Annotated in this window: 13 protein-coding genes; 6 read left to right on the top strand and 7 right to left on the bottom strand. The window is 66.6% G+C overall.

All coding sequences use genetic code 11. The annotated features are described in order from the left end of the window. The first annotated feature begins 118 nt into the window (after positions 1 to 118). The 3 genes from EK23_RS03715 to EK23_RS03705 are packed head-to-tail and all read left to right on the top strand — an operon-like array spanning position 119 to position 3616. Positions 119 to 718, top strand: a complete 600-nt coding sequence (locus EK23_RS03715) for a hypothetical protein (protein ID WP_045223839.1) — start codon at positions 119 to 121, stop codon at positions 716 to 718. A 19-nt stretch (positions 719 to 737) separates the two neighbouring features. Further along, positions 738 to 2444 carry a DUF389 domain-containing protein gene (locus tag EK23_RS03710; protein ID WP_052807892.1) on the top strand — a complete coding sequence of 569 codons (1707 nt, stop codon included), beginning with the start codon at positions 738 to 740 and terminating at the stop codon, positions 2442 to 2444. Between the two features lie 14 nt (positions 2445 to 2458). Then, positions 2459 to 3616, top strand: a complete 1158-nt coding sequence (locus EK23_RS03705) for a cation:proton antiporter (RefSeq protein ID WP_045223838.1) — start codon at positions 2459 to 2461, stop codon at positions 3614 to 3616. A 1-nt stretch (position 3617) separates the two neighbouring features. Here the strand turns inward: EK23_RS03705 and EK23_RS03700 are convergent, their stop codons facing one another. After that, positions 3618 to 3998: a DUF2784 domain-containing protein gene (locus EK23_RS03700; protein ID WP_045223837.1), complete on the bottom strand. Its 381-nt coding sequence runs from the start codon at positions 3996 to 3998 to the stop codon at positions 3618 to 3620. Between the two features lie 20 nt (positions 3999 to 4018). On the opposite strand from EK23_RS03700, the gene EK23_RS03695 reads away from it, so the two are divergent. Beyond that, positions 4019 to 6913: an AMP-binding protein gene (locus EK23_RS03695; RefSeq protein ID WP_200892060.1), complete on the top strand. Its 2895-nt coding sequence runs from the start codon at positions 4019 to 4021 to the stop codon at positions 6911 to 6913. A gap of 5 nt (positions 6914 to 6918) precedes the next feature. Here EK23_RS03695 and EK23_RS03690 read toward each other — a convergent pair whose 3' ends face one another. From EK23_RS03690 to EK23_RS03665, 6 genes are all read right to left on the bottom strand, one after another. Beyond that, complete coding sequence (locus tag EK23_RS03690) at positions 6919 to 7317, bottom strand: nuclear transport factor 2 family protein (protein WP_052807891.1); 399 nt, start codon at positions 7315 to 7317, stop codon at positions 6919 to 6921. Positions 7318 to 7384: 67 nt separating this feature from the next. Beyond that, positions 7385 to 8482, bottom strand: coding sequence for an alkene reductase (locus tag EK23_RS03685; RefSeq protein ID WP_045223835.1), 1098 nt, complete (start codon positions 8480 to 8482; stop codon positions 7385 to 7387). Between the two features lie 39 nt (positions 8483 to 8521). Continuing rightward, positions 8522 to 9565 carry an NAD(P)-dependent alcohol dehydrogenase gene (locus tag EK23_RS03680; protein WP_045223834.1) on the bottom strand — a complete coding sequence of 348 codons (1044 nt, stop codon included), beginning with the start codon at positions 9563 to 9565 and terminating at the stop codon, positions 8522 to 8524. 37 nt (positions 9566 to 9602) lie between these two features. Further along, positions 9603 to 10193, bottom strand: a complete 591-nt coding sequence (locus EK23_RS03675; RefSeq protein ID WP_045223833.1) for a DNA-3-methyladenine glycosylase I — start codon at positions 10191 to 10193, stop codon at positions 9603 to 9605. After that, complete coding sequence (locus EK23_RS03670) at positions 10186 to 11022, bottom strand: PHP domain-containing protein (RefSeq protein WP_045223832.1); 837 nt, start codon at positions 11020 to 11022, stop codon at positions 10186 to 10188. Before EK23_RS03670 ends, EK23_RS03675 begins: the two co-directional genes overlap by 8 nt. A gap of 26 nt (positions 11023 to 11048) precedes the next feature. Continuing rightward, entirely contained in the window at positions 11049 to 12854 is a 1806-nt protein-coding gene (locus EK23_RS03665; RefSeq protein WP_045223831.1) for an ABC transporter ATP-binding protein, read from the bottom strand. Between the two features lie 315 nt (positions 12855 to 13169). Here EK23_RS03665 and fabA point away from each other — a divergent pair, with 315 nt between their 5' ends. Both fabA and fabB read left to right on the top strand, forming a co-directional pair. Beyond that, positions 13170 to 13688 carry a 3-hydroxyacyl-[acyl-carrier-protein] dehydratase FabA gene (gene fabA / locus EK23_RS03660; protein WP_045223830.1) on the top strand — a complete coding sequence of 173 codons (519 nt, stop codon included), beginning with the start codon at positions 13170 to 13172 and terminating at the stop codon, positions 13686 to 13688. Between the two features lie 11 nt (positions 13689 to 13699). After that, positions 13700 to 14920: a beta-ketoacyl-ACP synthase I gene (gene fabB / locus EK23_RS03655; RefSeq protein ID WP_045223829.1), complete on the top strand. Its 1221-nt coding sequence runs from the start codon at positions 13700 to 13702 to the stop codon at positions 14918 to 14920. Positions 14921 to 14930: the final 10 nt, after the last annotated feature.

Genomic DNA, 14930 nt, shown 5'->3' with positions numbered 1-14930 from the left:
TTCCAGGCGGTTTGTCCTGGCCCCTTGACACGTTTCCGGTGCACGTTCATTCTTCCTGTAAGCGCCTGAAAAGGCGGCGAAACATCGATCTCCCCGCTCACCACAAGGACCTTTCCGGATGGCGCTCCCGCGACTGCTTTTCTGTGTGCTGTTGATTCTCGTGGTGGGCGGCTGCAGCAGCGTTCGCCAAACCATGAAATCCTGGCTCCACGAGAGCCCGCCCACGGATTCCGAAGCACCGCAGACATCCGGTGGACAGATCTACTATGCCTCCAGCGCCGGCTTGGCCGTGCATAGCGAAGCCTCCGCGTCGTCCAAGACCATTGGACGCCTGGACCAATACGAGAGAGTGATCCGCACTCGCCTGGAACGCGGTTTTGCCTTTATCAGTTCCCAGAGCGGCGCGGTGCAGGGCTGGGTGGACAATGCCCAGCTCATCTGGCGAGTACCGACGCGCAAGCCGGCGCCGCAACCCGATTCCAAGGCGGCTGCGCCCAGTCCAGGCCCGGAGCCCGTCAAGGCAGAGGAACCCGCCGCGTCCCCACCTCCCGCCCCGGTGGTGACTGAAACCGCACCCCCGCCGGCCGCGACGCCAGCACCAGTCGAGCCAGCCGCCACACCGGAGCCGGCGGCCGTGGTGCCGGTCAGCGAGCCTCCGCCCACTGCGTCCCCAGCCAAGCCGGCCAAGGCGCGGCCGGAAATGTTCAACCCCTTCTGAACGGCCCGGATCGGGGCCGATGGACAAGGACGAAGCCACCTCCAAGACGCCTGACCGGCAGACGCCGCGACTGCGCGAGCGCGACTGGTGGCCGGCCTCCTGGGCGCGCGCCATCGCCGACATCGGCTCGGTGACGCCGGCGCGCCGAGAGGCGGTGCTGCGCGACATCGACGAAGGCTCCAGCCCGACCACCGTCTACTATGTGCTCCTGGGCATCTCCGAGCTGATCGCGGGCTTTGCTCTCATCGTCGACAGCGATGCGACCCTCATCGGAGCCAACGTGGTGGCCCCCTTGATGACGCCCATTTTCGGCGTGTCCCTGGGGCTGATGCGCGGCGATCTGAAACTGCTGCGCAAGGCCCTCATGGCCGAATTCGGCGGCGCGATCCTGGGCGGTGCCCTGTGTTATCTGCTCGGCCTGCTTCCCTTCATCGGCGATCCCTCGCCGGTGCTGCTGGCGCAGACCCGCCCCACCCTCATCGACCTGCTGGTCGCCGCGCTTGCCGGGTTCGCGGGGGTGCTGGCCATGATCGACGAACGGGTCAGTCCCGCCTTGCCGGGCGTCGCCATCGCCACGGCCCTCAATCCGCCCATCGCCGCGATTGGCTTGTGCCTCGCCAGCGGCGCCTATGCCGGGGCCTTCGGCGCCCTGCTGTTGTTCTTTGCCAACGTCCTGGCCATCCTGGCGGTGGCGGCGGTGCTCTTCATCGTTGCCGGCTTTGTGACGCGGGCGGAAATCGGTTCCATTACCGGCCTGGCGCGGCGCTTTGCCGCGGCCGGCATCGGCCTGCTGCTGGTGACGGTGCTGCTCAGCAATCATCTGGCGAACCTGGTGCACAAGCTGCGCACCGAGCGCGCCATCCACACGGTTCTGGATCAGGGCCTCTCGGAGCAGCCCAACACCGCCCTGGTCAGCGTCGATTTCAGCCGCGGCCCCAATGGCGTCGACGTCCTCTCCACCATACGCGCGCCGCGGGTGATGTCGCCGGAAACGGTCAAAGTTATTCAGGACGCCCTGAGCGAACGCCTGGGCGAGCCGGTGCAGTTGTTCATGCGCTGCGTGCTCACCGCCGATGTGTCCGCCACCGGGTCCACCAACGTGCGCCCCTATCTCAGCCTGAACGGGCGGGTCGCCGAGGCGCCCTTGTCGCCCACCATGCGGCTGCTGCAGCAGGCCGAGCAGGTAGCGCGGGAAACGGCCGGCAAGCGCCCGGAACTGGTGCTGAAGGACGTGGACCTGGTGAAACTGCCAGCCGGGCCCGTTATCGTGATCGCCATCGAGAGCCCGCGTACGCCCACCGCCGAAGAGGTGAGGCGCTTCGAGGCGCGCCTTCGGGAACGCCTGCAGGAGCCCAGTCTGCGGCTGGTCCTGCGAAGGACCGCATCCGTGGACATGACCTCCAAGGGCCGCATCCTGTTCGGCGAAGCCCATCTGGTGGACGCCGACGCCGTCGAGGCGCAGGCCCGTGACGCCGCGGAGAAGGCGGTGCGCGATCGAATCGAGGCGCTGCCGCATCTGTTTGCCCCGGCGGTGGACGCGGTGAAACGCGATAACGGCTGGGACGTGCGCGCCGAAGTGGTGGGGCCACGGGTGCTCACGCCTATGGAGGTACGCGACATCGAGCAGCGCAGCGCGAAGGAACTGGGCCAGCCGGTGCGCCTCTCGGTGTGGGCGCGCACCGAGCTGAAGGTGACGGACGAGCGCTACGAACCCCTGGGAGACTGAAGGTCGGGACGGCGATGAGCGAACATCCCTTGCTGGTGATCCTGCTGTGCGCTGCCATCGCGCCGGTATTCAACGAACTGCGGCTGCGCCTGCCCCTGGTGGTGCTGGAACTGCTGCTCGGCATGCTGGTGGGGCCGCACGGCCTGGGCTGGGTGCACATGACCGACGGCATCCGCACCCTGTCCGCCCTGGGGCTCTCCTTCCTGTTCCTGATGGCCGGCATGGAGATCGACTTCGCCCTGTTGCGCGGCCGCGCCCTGAACCTGGCGGGCGTCGGCTGGCTGATTTCAATCCTCCTGGGCGTGGCTTTGACGTTCGCCCTGCAAACTTTGGGTGTGGTGTCCGATCCCCTGCTGGTGGCTGTCGCCCTCAGTACCACCGCCATTGGCACCCTGATTCCCATCATGCGCGATGCGGGCGAGCTGGACAGCGATTTCGGACGCCTGGTGCTGGGCGCGGGGGCGGTCGGTGAGTTCGGCCCCATCGTGCTGTTCACCCTGATTTCCGCCGGCCATGAGGAACTGGCCACGCAATCGGGGCTATTGGCCCTGTTCGTGCTGATCGCCCTGGCCTGCGCCGCCCTGGCCATGAAGCTGCGCCCGCCCCACGTCATCGAAGTGCTGGCCCGCTCGCTGCACGCCACCAGCCAGTTGCCGGTGCGCATCGCCATGTTTCTCCTGGGAAGCATGGTGACCCTGGCCGAGTGGCTGGGCGTCGATCTGCTGCTGGGCGCTTTCGCCGCCGGCAGCCTGGTGGGCTTGGTGGCCCGGGGTCCCGAGGGCGAGCCCTTCCGGCACAAGCTGGACGCGCTCGGCTTCGGCTTCCTGATCCCCATCTTCTTCGTCTGCAGCGGTACCCAGGTGGATATCGACGCCATGACGGCCAGCCCCTCCACGCTGGTGCGCGTGCCTCTGTTCCTGGCGCTTCTGCTGCTGGTGCGAGGGGCTCCGGCCCTGCTTTACCGGAGCGATCTGGATCGCCGGGGACGCCTCAGGCTGGCCTTGTTGTCGTCCACTTCCTTGCCGCTGATCGTCGTCATCACCAGCCTGGGCGTGGCCACCGGGCGCATGCTGCCGGAAAACGCCGCGGCCCTGGTCAGCGCCGGCATCGCCTCGGTGCTGCTGTTTCCCCTCATCGCCCTGGCCTTGCGCGACCGCACGGGCGCGGCCTGATTCAAGGGGGGTGTTCCGAAGGCCGGGACCGCCGGAACAGCACGCGCGCATAGATGGCGAGATTGAGCACGATCACCAGAGCTCCCATCGCCACTTGAATGTGCGTCGTCAGCCAGCCGGGATAGATCAGGTCCAGCAGGTAGTGCTCGATGAAGCCCCCGCTGTAACCCGCATCGCCCGCCAGCCGGCGCAGTGCCTGTTCCCAGGGCGTGAGCGGGCAGGTCCAGCCGCAAAGCTCCACCGCCGCCCCCCAGGCCACGGCGGGCAGATGAGCCAGCGCAAACCAGCGATGGCGGAGGACAAGAAAGCCTCCGAGCAAGACCATCAGGATGAAGGCGAAATGCAGCAGGACCAGCAGGTCCGCGGCGATGCGGTAGGCCATCGAGACTTCCGGAGAGGGCAATGTTCTGCCCGGTGGCCCTATGGCATCATGTGCAGGCCCCCTCTGCAATCACCCCGACCATGGAATCCGCCAACCCTACGAACCAACAGGAAGCTGCTGCCGTCCTCCTCGAAACGCTGGGCGGGCTGCTGGCCGAAGTCCGGCCCGGTGCTTCCGCCGTGCCTATCGATTCCCTGGACGTGTCCCTGGAGAAAGACCTGGGGCTGGACAGCCTTTCTCGGGTCGAACTGCTGAGCCGCCTGGAGCGGCGCTTCCAGCTCGCCTTGCCGGAGCATCTGTATGCCGAGGCGGAAACCCCGCGCGATCTGCTGCGGGCCATTCAGCAGGCCAGCCCCGCCGCTGACGCCCTCGATTTGGCCGGATCGGCGGCCTTGCCGCTGGCGGACGCCGCCGTCGGGGTCGCGCCGGCCCGTAGTGCGAGCAATCTGGTGGAAGCCCTGCGCTGGCATGCCGAGCGCTGGCCGGATCGGGTCCATGTGCGCTTTTATGCCGATGAAGGCGAGGGCGAGAGCCTCACCTACGGCGAGTTGGAAATGCAGGCCCGTTCCACGGCCACGGCGCTGCAGGGCCGCGGGCTGGCAAGCGGCGAGCCGGTGGTCATCATGCTGCCCACGGGCAAGGAGTACTTCTTCAGCTTCTTCGGCGTGCTCATGGCCGGCGGCATTCCGCTGCCCATCTATCCGCCGGGACGCCCGTCGCAGCTGCGCGCCTATCTGGAACGCTATGCGCCGGTCTTCGTGAGCAGCCGCGCGCCCTGGATGATTGCGGTCCCGGAGGCCAAGGACGCCGTGCCAGGTCTGCCAGGACTGTCCGGCCAGCGCTTCTGCCTCCTGTCCATGGAGGAACTCGCGGGTGCGGGCGGCGGCCTGCTGGAGCCGGCCCTGTCCACGCGCGACCTGGCGCTATTGCAATACACCTCGGGCAGCACGGGCCAGCCCAAGGGCGTGATGCTCAGCCATGCCAACCTGCTGGCCAATATCCGCGCCATGGGAGAGGCGGTGGGCGCCACGGCCGAGGACGTGTTCGTCTCCTGGCTGCCCCTCTACCACGACATGGGCCTGATCGGCGCCTGGCTGGGCAGTCTGTACCACGGCTTTCCCCTGGTCCTGATGCCTTCCACCAGCTTTCTGTCCCGCCCCCGGCGCTGGCTGTGGGCCATCCACCGCTACCGGGGCACCCTGTCGTCCTCGCCCAATTTCGGCTATGAGATCTGCAGCCGTCTGGACGATGCGGACATCGCGGGCCTGGACCTCTCGTCCTGGCGCTGGGCCTTCAATGGCGCGGAAGCCGTCAGCCCCGATACCCTGGACAAGTTCGCCCGCCGTTTTGCCGCCCATGGATTCGCTGCCCAGGCTTTCGCGCCGGTCTATGGACTCGCCGAGTCGTCGGTGGGTCTGGCCTTTCCGCCGCCCGCGCGCGGCGGGCTGGTGGACCGCATCGCCCGCGAACCCTTCAGCACCCGCGGCGAGGCGCTGCCGGCCGCAGAGGACGAGCCCAAGCCCCTGCGCTTCGTGGCCTGCGGCCTGCCCTTGCCCGGCCATCAGATCCGCGTGGTGGACGAGGCGGGCCGCGAACTGCCGGAGCGTCGTCAGGGGCGCATCCAGTTCCAGGGGCCCTCGGCCACCGCCGGGTACTATCGGGACAGCGCGCACACCCGCGAGCTGTTCCGCGGCGACTGGCTGGAATCGGGCGACCTGGGCTACATGGCGGCCGGGGAGGTCTACGTCACCGGGCGCAGCAAGGACATCGTCATCCGGGGCGGGCGCAACCTTTATCCCCCGGAGATCGAGCAGGCCGTGTCCGGTGTCGACGGCATTCGCAAGGAGGGTGTCGCGGCCTTCGGCGTCGCCAGCGAAACCACGGGCAGCGAGCGCCTCATCGTGCTGGCGGAGACCCGGCTGCGCCCGGGGCCCGAGCAGGAGCACGCCCGCGCCGCCATCAATGCCGTGGTGGCGGACCTGATCGGAGCGCCTCCGGATGAAGTGCTCCTGGCGCCACCGGGCGCGGTGCTCAAGACCTCCAGCGGCAAGGTGCGCCGGGCGGTGATTCGCGGATTATACGAAAAGGGCCATTTGGGGCGGCCGGCGCGGCGCCTGCTGCCCGCCATCGCGCGGGCCTCGGCGGGGCGCTTCGCGGAAAGGCTGCGCCGGCTCCGGCTGCGTCTGGGCGAATGGGGCTTTGCCGCCTGGGGCTGGAGCAGTTTCGCCGTGCTGGCGCCGCTGCTGCTGGCGTCGGTGTTGGCCTTGCCCGGTCTGGAGCAGCGCTGGCGCGCCATGCGCAGAGCTGTTCAGGCGTTGCGGCGGGCGACCGGCACCCGTCTGACGGTGCATGGCCTTGAGCACCTACCGGCGGCGGGCGAGCCCTTCATCCTGGTGTGCAATCATGCCAGCTACCTGGACGTCTATGCCCTGGTCGCCGCCATGCCGCAGCCGGTAGGCTTCGTCGCCAAGGCGGAACTTGCCCGCGGCCGGCTGTTGGGCCAGGCGCTGCGGCGGATCGGGACGGAATTCGTGGAGCGCTACGAGGCGGAGAAGAGCCTGAGCGACGCCAGGCGTCTGATGGAGATCCTCAAGGCGGGCAAGCCCCTGGTTTATTTCGCCGAGGGCACTTTCACCCGCATTCCGGGGCTACGGCCGTTCCGCATGGGGGCTTTCACCGCGGCGGTGGAGGCCGGCGCCTGGGTGGTGCCGGTGGCCCTGCGCGGAACGCGGTCCATGTTGCGCGGCGACGACCGTTTTCCTCACCGCGGTGCCATCGCCGTCACCATCGGCCTGCCCCTGGACAGCCGTGCCATCCGCGCCGAAAGCGCCGATGACTGGCAGGCGGCCCTGCGTCTGCGCGACCTTTCCCGCGCCCACATCCTGCGCTACTGCGGGGAACCGGAGCTGGGCTGAGCGGGCTACTGCATGGAAGGTTCCGGCTCTTCGTCTTCCAGGGGCAGCTGGCCGCAGGGCGAGGCCTGGTGGAACACCATGCGCAACTGGCCGTCCTCGAACAGGAAGCTGTTGCTGGCGGCGAGGATGTCGCCCTGGATTTCCTCGTAGCAGACCACCGTGGCGAAGCTGCCCCAAACGAAGGCGCGTGCCTGGCGCGGCGTCACCTGAGGGGTGGCGGGATTTTGCAGGATCGATTTCCAGCTGTTGATGACGGACGCCCGGTCGGCCAGCGCCGGCCAGCCCGGGTGGATACAGGCCACTGGGGCCTCCCGCGCCCAGAGCTGCTCCATGGCTTCGAAATCGCGGGTGGAAAAAGCCAGATAAAAGGCTTCGTTGGCGAACAGGGCGATAGCCGGGTCCATTGGCATTCCTTAGGGGTGGGCGTTGTCGCAGATCATGGCACAGGTGACCGGGATTTCCCAGGCGGCGTCACGCCCCGGCCAGGCTTGGGTAATCGGTGTAGCCGTGCTCGTCGCCGCCGTAGAAGCTCGCCGGGTCGGCCGAATTGAGCGGCGCGTCCAGCCGAAAGCGTTCCACCAGATCCGGGTTGGCGATGTAGGGAATGCCGAAGGCGACGCAGTCGGCCAACCCGGAGGCGATGGCCTGGTTGGCGCGGGCCTTGTCGTAGCCCGAGTTGGCCATGTACACGCCTTTGTATTTCCGGCGCAGGGCGGCGTAGTCGAAGGGCGGCGGCGCCTCGCCGATGCCGCCTTCCATCACATGCAGGTAGGCTAGGCCAAAGGGATTGAGCGCCTCCGCCACCTGCTCGAACAAGGCCTGCGGGTCGCTGTCGCGCATGTCGTTGAAGGGGTTCACCGGCGAGATGCGCAGCCCGACCCGGCCCGCGCCTGCCGCGTCGCACACCGCCTCGGTCACCTCCAACAGCAGGCGGCAGCGGTTTTGCAACGAGCCGCCATAGCCGTCGCTGCGCTGGTTGGAACCGTCGCGCAGGAACTGGTCCAGCAGATAGCCGTTGGCGCCGTGGATCTCCACCCCGTCGAACCCCGCTTCAAGCGCATTGAGCGCGGCCCGGCGATAGTCCGCGACGATGCCGGGCAGTTCCTCCCCTTCCAGGGCCCTGGGCGTGACGAAATCCTGCAGCCCCTCGTAGGTGAAGGCCTGGCCGGCGGGCCGAAGGGCCGAAGGTGCCACCGGCAGGGCGCCGTCCGGCAGCAGGCTGGGATGGGAAATGCGGCCCACATGCCAGAGTTGCAGGAAAATCCGTCCGCCCCTGTCATGCACCGTCTGGGTCACGCGCTTCCAGCCGGCGATCTGCTCCGCGCTGTGGATGCCGGGCGTGGCGGGGTAGCCGTGGCCCATGGCGGAGATGGGCGTGGCCTCGCTGATGATGAGGCCGGCGCTGGCCCGTTGCCCGTAGTACAAGGCATTCAGGTCGTTGGGCACATTGCCCGGCATGCTGGCGCGGTTGCGCGTCAAGGGCGCCATGACGATGCGATTGGGCAGGGTCAGGCGGCCCAGGGCCAGGGGCGTGAACAGGTCGGTATCGGTGGAAGGGGCGGATGACATGATTTCGTCCTTTCTGCGGTCGAGGATTGCGGGCAGGGCTCAGGCCAGGCTGGCTATATCGATCACGAAGCGGTAGCGCACATCGCTTTTCAGCATGCGCTCGAAGGCTTCGTTGATCTGCTGGATGGGGATGAGCTCCACGTCCGCGGCGACCCCATGCTCGGCGCAGAAATCCAGCATCTCCTGGGTCTCGCGGATGCCGCCGATGAGCGAGCCGGTCAGTTTCCGGCGTCGGAAGACCAGCGGGGCCGCCGCCAGGGGCGTCGGGTCGGGCAGGCCCACCAGTACCATGGTGCCGTCTCGCTTAAGCAGGTTGAGGTAGGCGTTGTAATCGTGCTGGGCGGAAACCGTATCAAGCAGGAAGTCGAAGCGGTTGGCGTTGTCACTGAAGGCTGCCGCGTCATGGGTGGCGATGAAGTCGTCGGCGCCCAGGGCCAGGGCATCGCCGCGCTTGCCCGGCGAGTGGCTGAGCACCGTGACCCGTGCGCCCATGGCCTTGGCCAACTTCACCCCCATGTGGCCGAGCCCGCCCAGGCCCACCACGCCCACCGCATCGCCCGCCTTCACCCCGAAATAGCGCAGGGGCGAATAGGTGGTGATGCCGGCGCAGAGCAAGGGCGCGGCGCGGTCCAGTGGGATGCCTGCTGGGATGCGCAGCACGAAATCCTGATCCACCGTGATGCGGGTGGCGTAGCCGCCGTAGGTCGGCGTCACGCCGTCCTGCTCGCGGCTGTTGTAGGTGAAGCTGGCGCCGCCCTCGCAGAATTGCTCCTCGCCCGCCTCGCAGGCCTCGCAACGGCGGCAGGAATCGACCATGCAGCCCACGCCCACCGTGTCGCCCGGACGCCAGCGAGTGACCTCCGAGCCCACTTGCGCCACCGTGCCGATGATCTCGTGGCCCGGCACCATGGGGAAGATGGAACCGCCCCATTCGTCGCGAGCCTGGTGGATGTCCGAATGGCAGACGCCGCAGTAGCGGATGTCGATGAGGACATCGCGCGGCCCGGGGTCCCGCCGCTCGATGGAATAGGGCGCGAGGGCGGATGTGGGGGTGGCGGCGGCGTAGGCGGGTGTGCTCAGCATGCGGGTTTCCTCCTGGATCGTTGAATCTTGGCAATCATCACACGGCGGGGCCGGGCGGCGACAACTCCTGCCATCGGAAACAGTCCGTGGAGTGGTCGTTGACCATGCCCACCGCTTGCATCAGGGCGTAGCAGATGGTGCTGCCGACGAATTTGAAGCCGCGCCGCTGCAGGTCCTTGCTGAGGGCGTCGGACTCGGCGCTGCGGGTGGGCGCTTCCCGGTAATCGGCCCAGGCGTTCTGGATGGGCTGGCCGTCCACGAAGCGCCAGAGATAGGCGTCCAGGCTGCCGAATTCATCGCGCAGCGTGAGGCAGGCGCGGGCATTGATCACCGCCGCCTGGACCTTAAGTCGGTTGCGCACGATGCCGGGGTCTTGCAGCAGGGATTCCACCTTGGCTTCGTCGTAGCCGGCTATGCGCTCGGCGTCGAAACCGTCGAACACCGCGCGGTAATGCGCGCGCTTGCGCAGGATGGTCAGCCAGGAAAGGCCCGCCTGGGCTCCTTCCAGGATGAGGAATTCGAACAGGCGGGTGTCGTCATGCTCGGGGCAGCCCCATTCCGCATCGTGATAGGCCCGCTCCTCGGCGGTTCGCACCGCCCAGGCGCAGCGCCGCAGGCCGTCACTCATGCCAAGGGCTCCACACCGGCGTCAGGTCGGAGGGCAGGGGCGGCAGGCGGCCCAGGCGCAGCCAGGGCTGTTCCGGACCGTGATAATCAGAGCCGGCGGAAGCCAGCAGGCCGAAGCGGCGCGCATGGCTGGCCGCGGCCTGAATGTCCTGCGGGTAACCTGCTCCGGCCACCACTTCCAGGGCGCCGCCGCCCATCTCCTTGAACTCGCCCAGGAGTCTTCGCATCCAGCTGGCGGTGAGTTTGTAGCGCTGAGGGTGGGCAACCACCGCCGTGCCGCCGGCTGAGTGGATCCAGGCGACCACCTGCTCCAGTTCGGCCCAGCGGGTCGACACATAGCCCGGTTTGCCCTGGGCCAGATAGCGATTGAACACATCGCTCACGGAGGCCGCCAGGCCCTGGGCGGCAATGACGCGGGCGAAATGGGTGCGGGTGACCATGCCCGAGGGAGTCAACGCCGCAGCGGCCTCGAAGGCGCCGGGTATGCCGTGCTTGTCCAACCTGCGCCCCATTTCCTCGGCGCGCTCATGGCGTAACGTGCGCAAGCCGGCGAGGCCCTGTTGCAGTAACGCGCCGGCCGGGTCGATGGCCAGTCCCACCACATGCACGGACTTTTCCATCCAGGTCGCGGAGATCTCCACCGCTGGGATCAGGCGGATGCCTGCCGCGTCCGCTGCGGCTTTGGCGTCCTCCAGACCCTCCGTGGTGTCGTGGTCGCTCAGGGCAATGTGGGTAACGCCGGCCGCAGCCGCCTCATGGACCAACTCGGAGGGGGTGAGCGAACCGTCTGATGCGGTGGAATGGGTGTGCAGGTCGTAGCTGGGTTCCATGGGGCTTGGCCGAATTGAACGGCGTCTCAGATTTGACCGCCGTAAAGGCGGGCATAGAGTCCGCCGCGTGCCATCAGCATATCATGATGGCCCTGCTCGCAGATGCGGCCGTCCTCGAACACGAAGGTGCGGTCCGCCTGGCGGATGGCGCTGAGCCGGTGGGCGACGATGAGGGTGGTGCGTTCGGCGAGGAACGAGGCCAGGGCTCGGTGCAGGCGCGCCTCGGTTTCGCTGTCCAGGGCCGAGGTGGACTCGTCCAGTATGACCACGCTGGGATTGGCCAGCACCATGCGCGCTATGGCCAGGCGCTGGCGCTGCCCCCCGGAGAGCCGCATGCCGGAGCGCCCCACCAGGGTGTCCAGGCCATCGGGAAATTTTTCCACGATATCCTTGAGTTGGGCGATGGCCAGGGCCTGCCACAGGGCGCTGTCGGGGAATTCGCGGCCCATTGCCAGGTTGGCGCGAATGCTGTCGTTGAACAGGGCCGGGTGCTGCAGCACCGTCACCACATGTTCGCGCACCACGTCCATGCCTGTTTCCGACAAGGGAACACCGTCGAAATAGATCATGCCGGCCGTGGGTGGATAGAGGCCGATGAGCGCTTGCACCAGGGTGGATTTGCCGCCGCCGCTGGCGCCGATCAGGGCCACCTTCTCCCCGGGACGGATGTCCATGGTGATGCCCTTCAGCACTTCATTGCCGTTGGGGTAGCTGAAATACAGATTGTCGATGAAGATGCCGACGGTGCGCTTGTGGGCGAAAGGATTGAAGGTGTGGGGAAAGCGCGGCTCCAGCTTGAGGTCGAGCAATTGGTTGATACGCTCCAGAGCGGCCCGCGCGCCGAAGTAGGCATACTGGATGCCCAGCACCTCCTGCACCGGCGCCATCATGAACCAGAGGTAGCCGAACACCGCCATCATCTGGCCAATGCTGAGGTTCGAATAAATGACCATGAACATGGCCAGAGCTCGGAACACATCGAAGCCGAAGAGGAACACCAGGCCGCTCAGGCGGCCGGCTGCATCGCTTTTCCAGGCATAGTCGATGGCGCTGCCGCGCACCGACTGGGCCGCCTCCATCAGGCGCCCCAGATAGTGTTTCTCGCGGTTGCTGGCACGGATCTGGTGTATGGCGTCCAGGGTTTCCGTAAGCGCCGCCTGGAACGCGCCAATGGCGTTGTTTTCCCTCTTTTTCAGGTGCTTGACCTGCTTGCCCAGCACCCCGGTGAAATAGATCACCACCGGATTGAGCAGCAGGATGAACAGGCCCAGTTGCCAGTGCATCCACAGCAGGATGGCCGCCGTACCGACGATGGAGAGGACGGCCACCAATAGGCGCGAGACGGTGCTGCCGATGAACGCATCCAGGGTGTCCAGGTCCGTCACCAGGTGGGACACCACCTTGCCGCTGCCCAGGGTTTCGTATTCCGCCATGGAAATGGACTGCAGGCGGTTCACCAGGGTGGCGCGGATGCGATAGATCAGGTCCTTGGAAATGACGGTGAACTGGCGCGTCTGCCAGACGTTGAGCACAAGAGCAGCGGTGCGCAGCAGCAGGGTGAGCAGCAGCACCACACCAATGTACACGGCCGGATCATGGGAGTGGGGGCCGGGGGGGATGACGCGGTCCACGCTGCGCACCACGACGCCGGGTTTGGCCAGCAGCACCTCGTCCACCAGCAGGGGCATCAACAGCGGTACCGGCACGCTGGCCAGGGCCGCGGCGATGGCGATGCAGTGGGAGCGGATCAGGCGGCGACGGTGCTCGAGCGCCACCCGGACGACAAACGCCCAGCCAAAGCGCACGCAAGGCCCTTCTCGTGCGGATAACATCCGGCCTGCTAGCGCATCGTGCAACGGGCTCGACAAGGCTCGCCTATGAGGGGGTTGAAAATCCGACAGCAGTCTGGATGCACACTCGGAAAAGCATGGCTTCCTTTTTGGGGTGAATGCAGGGCGCACAATTTAGCAAGCGATCGGCGCCCTGAAAACCGTTCTCGTCTGTCTTGGTGGCGTTTTGCCGGGAATTTCCGAATAGGGCCCGTAGGCTGGCATTCGGAGGGGTAACAAAATTCACTACTGAATTTATTTTTTTCCTGAGCGATAATACCGGCCTTTGTAAAATCGGTTCGGGATCAAAAAATAATAATGAAGCAGAAGCAGCACAGCTTTACCCGGGAGGAACTGCTCCAGTGCGGTCGCGGAGAAATGTTCGGGCCGGGCAACGCCGAATTGCCGCTCCCCCCCATGCTGATGTTTGACCGGATCACGCATATTGATTCCGAGGGCGGCGCTCACGACAAGGGCCAGATCACGGCGGAACTCGATATCCATCCAGGGCTGTGGTTCTTTGACTGCCACTTCCAGAACGATCCGGTGATGCCCGGCTGCCTCGGCCTCGATGCCATGTGGCAGATGGTCGGATTTTACCTGGGCTGGATGGGCGGGCCGGGGCGCGGCCGGGCGCTGGGCGTGGGCGAGGTCAAGTTTCGCGGGCAGGTGCTGCCCCACCACAAACTGGTAACTTACCGCATCCATCTCAAGCGCGTGATCCTGCGCAAGCTGGTCATGGGCATCGCCGATGCCGAGATGGAATGCGATGGTAAGGTGATATACGAGGCTACCGACCTGCGGGTTGGCCTTTTCACTTCCACAGACGATTTCTGAGGGAGTTCGAGATGACAAAACGTGTTGTTGTAACTGGCATCGGGGTCGTTTCCAGCATCGGTAACAACCGGGCCGAGGTGACTGCCGCGCTGCGCGATGGCAAGTCGGGACTCGCCTTGAGCGAGGAATACCGCGACCTCAACTTCCGCAGCCATGTGTACGGACCTCTGCGCCTGGACCCGGATGAACTGATCGACCGCAAGGTGCGCCGCTTCATGGGCGATGGTGCGGCCTATAACTACCTGGCCATGCAGGAAGCCATCGCTGACGCGGGGCTGGAGGCGGGCGAGGTGTCCAACCCGCGCAGCGGCCTGATAATGGGCTCGGGAGGTCCCTCGACCTCCAACATGCTGCTGGCCTGGGACAGCTTCCGCGAGAAAGGCGTGAAGAAGGTGGGGCCCTATATGGTGCCGCGTTCCATGTCCAATACCAATTCGGCCTGCCTGGCGACGCCCTTCAAGATCCAGGGGGTGAACTACTCCATCAGTTCCGCCTGCGCCACCAGCGCGCACTGCGTGGGCAACGCCGCGGAGCTGATCCAGTTGGGCAAGCAGGACATCATTTTCGCCGGCGGCGGCGAGGAACTGCACTGGACCCTGAGCGTGCTGTTCGACGCCATGGGTGCCTTGTCGTCCAAGTACAACGATACCCCCGAGACGGCCTCCAGGCCCTACGACGTTACCCGTGACGGTTTCGTCATCTCCGGTGGCGGCGGCGTGCTGGTGATGGAAGAGTTGGAGCATGCGAAAGCGCGCGGCGCCAAGATCTACGGCGAGCTGGTGGGCTACGGCGCCACCTCCGACGGCTACGACATGGTGCAGCCCTCCGGCGAGGGCGCGGTGCGCTGCATGCAGCAGGCCATGGCGGGGTTGAATGCTCCCATCGACTACATCAATGCCCATGGCACCAGCACCCCGGTGGGCGACATCCGGGAGTTGGAGGCGGTGAAGGCCGTTTTCGGCGACAAGGTGCCGCCCATCGCGTCCACCAAGTCTCTGTCCGGCCACGCCCTGGGCGCGGCGGGCGTGCACGAGGCAATCTACTCGTTGATCATGATGGAGGATGACTTCATCAGTGCCTCCGCCAACATCACCGAACTCGATCCCGGCGCCGAAGGGGTGCCCGTGGTGCGCCAGCGCATCGACAACGCCGGTCTGCAGACGGTGATGTCCAACAGCTTCGGCTTCGGCGGCACCAACGCGACCCTGATCTTCAGCCGCTACCGCGCTTGAATCTGGGCGT

The sequence above is a fragment of the Methyloterricola oryzae genome (genome assembly GCF_000934725.1).
GTDB classification, from domain to species: Bacteria; Pseudomonadota; Gammaproteobacteria; order Methylococcales; family Methylococcaceae; genus Methyloterricola; species Methyloterricola oryzae.
The sequence above is the reverse complement of the archived record's forward strand: the minus strand, read 5'-3'. Positions and strand labels throughout refer to the sequence as shown.

Coding starts and splice junctions, on each gene's coding strand:
- EK23_RS03715 (WP_045223839.1), top strand. CDS start 119: ATGGCGCTCCCGCGACTGCTTTTCTGTGTGCTGTTGATTCTCGTGGTG.
- EK23_RS03710 (WP_052807892.1), top strand. CDS start 738: ATGGACAAGGACGAAGCCACCTCCAAGACGCCTGACCGGCAGACGCCG.
- EK23_RS03705 (WP_045223838.1), top strand. CDS start 2,459: ATGAGCGAACATCCCTTGCTGGTGATCCTGCTGTGCGCTGCCATCGCG.
- EK23_RS03700 (WP_045223837.1), bottom strand. CDS start 3,998: ATGGCCTACCGCATCGCCGCGGACCTGCTGGTCCTGCTGCATTTCGCC.
- EK23_RS03695 (WP_200892060.1), top strand. CDS start 4,019: ATGTTCTGCCCGGTGGCCCTATGGCATCATGTGCAGGCCCCCTCTGCA.
- EK23_RS03690 (WP_052807891.1), bottom strand. CDS start 7,317: ATGGACCCGGCTATCGCCCTGTTCGCCAACGAAGCCTTTTATCTGGCT.
- EK23_RS03685 (WP_045223835.1), bottom strand. CDS start 8,482: ATGTCATCCGCCCCTTCCACCGATACCGACCTGTTCACGCCCCTGGCC.
- EK23_RS03680 (WP_045223834.1), bottom strand. CDS start 9,565: ATGCTGAGCACACCCGCCTACGCCGCCGCCACCCCCACATCCGCCCTC.
- EK23_RS03675 (WP_045223833.1), bottom strand. CDS start 10,193: ATGAGTGACGGCCTGCGGCGCTGCGCCTGGGCGGTGCGAACCGCCGAG.
- EK23_RS03670 (WP_045223832.1), bottom strand. CDS start 11,022: ATGGAACCCAGCTACGACCTGCACACCCATTCCACCGCATCAGACGGT.
- EK23_RS03665 (WP_045223831.1), bottom strand. CDS start 12,854: ATGTTATCCGCACGAGAAGGGCCTTGCGTGCGCTTTGGCTGGGCGTTT.
- fabA (WP_045223830.1), top strand. CDS start 13,170: ATGAAGCAGAAGCAGCACAGCTTTACCCGGGAGGAACTGCTCCAGTGC.
- fabB (WP_045223829.1), top strand. CDS start 13,700: ATGACAAAACGTGTTGTTGTAACTGGCATCGGGGTCGTTTCCAGCATC.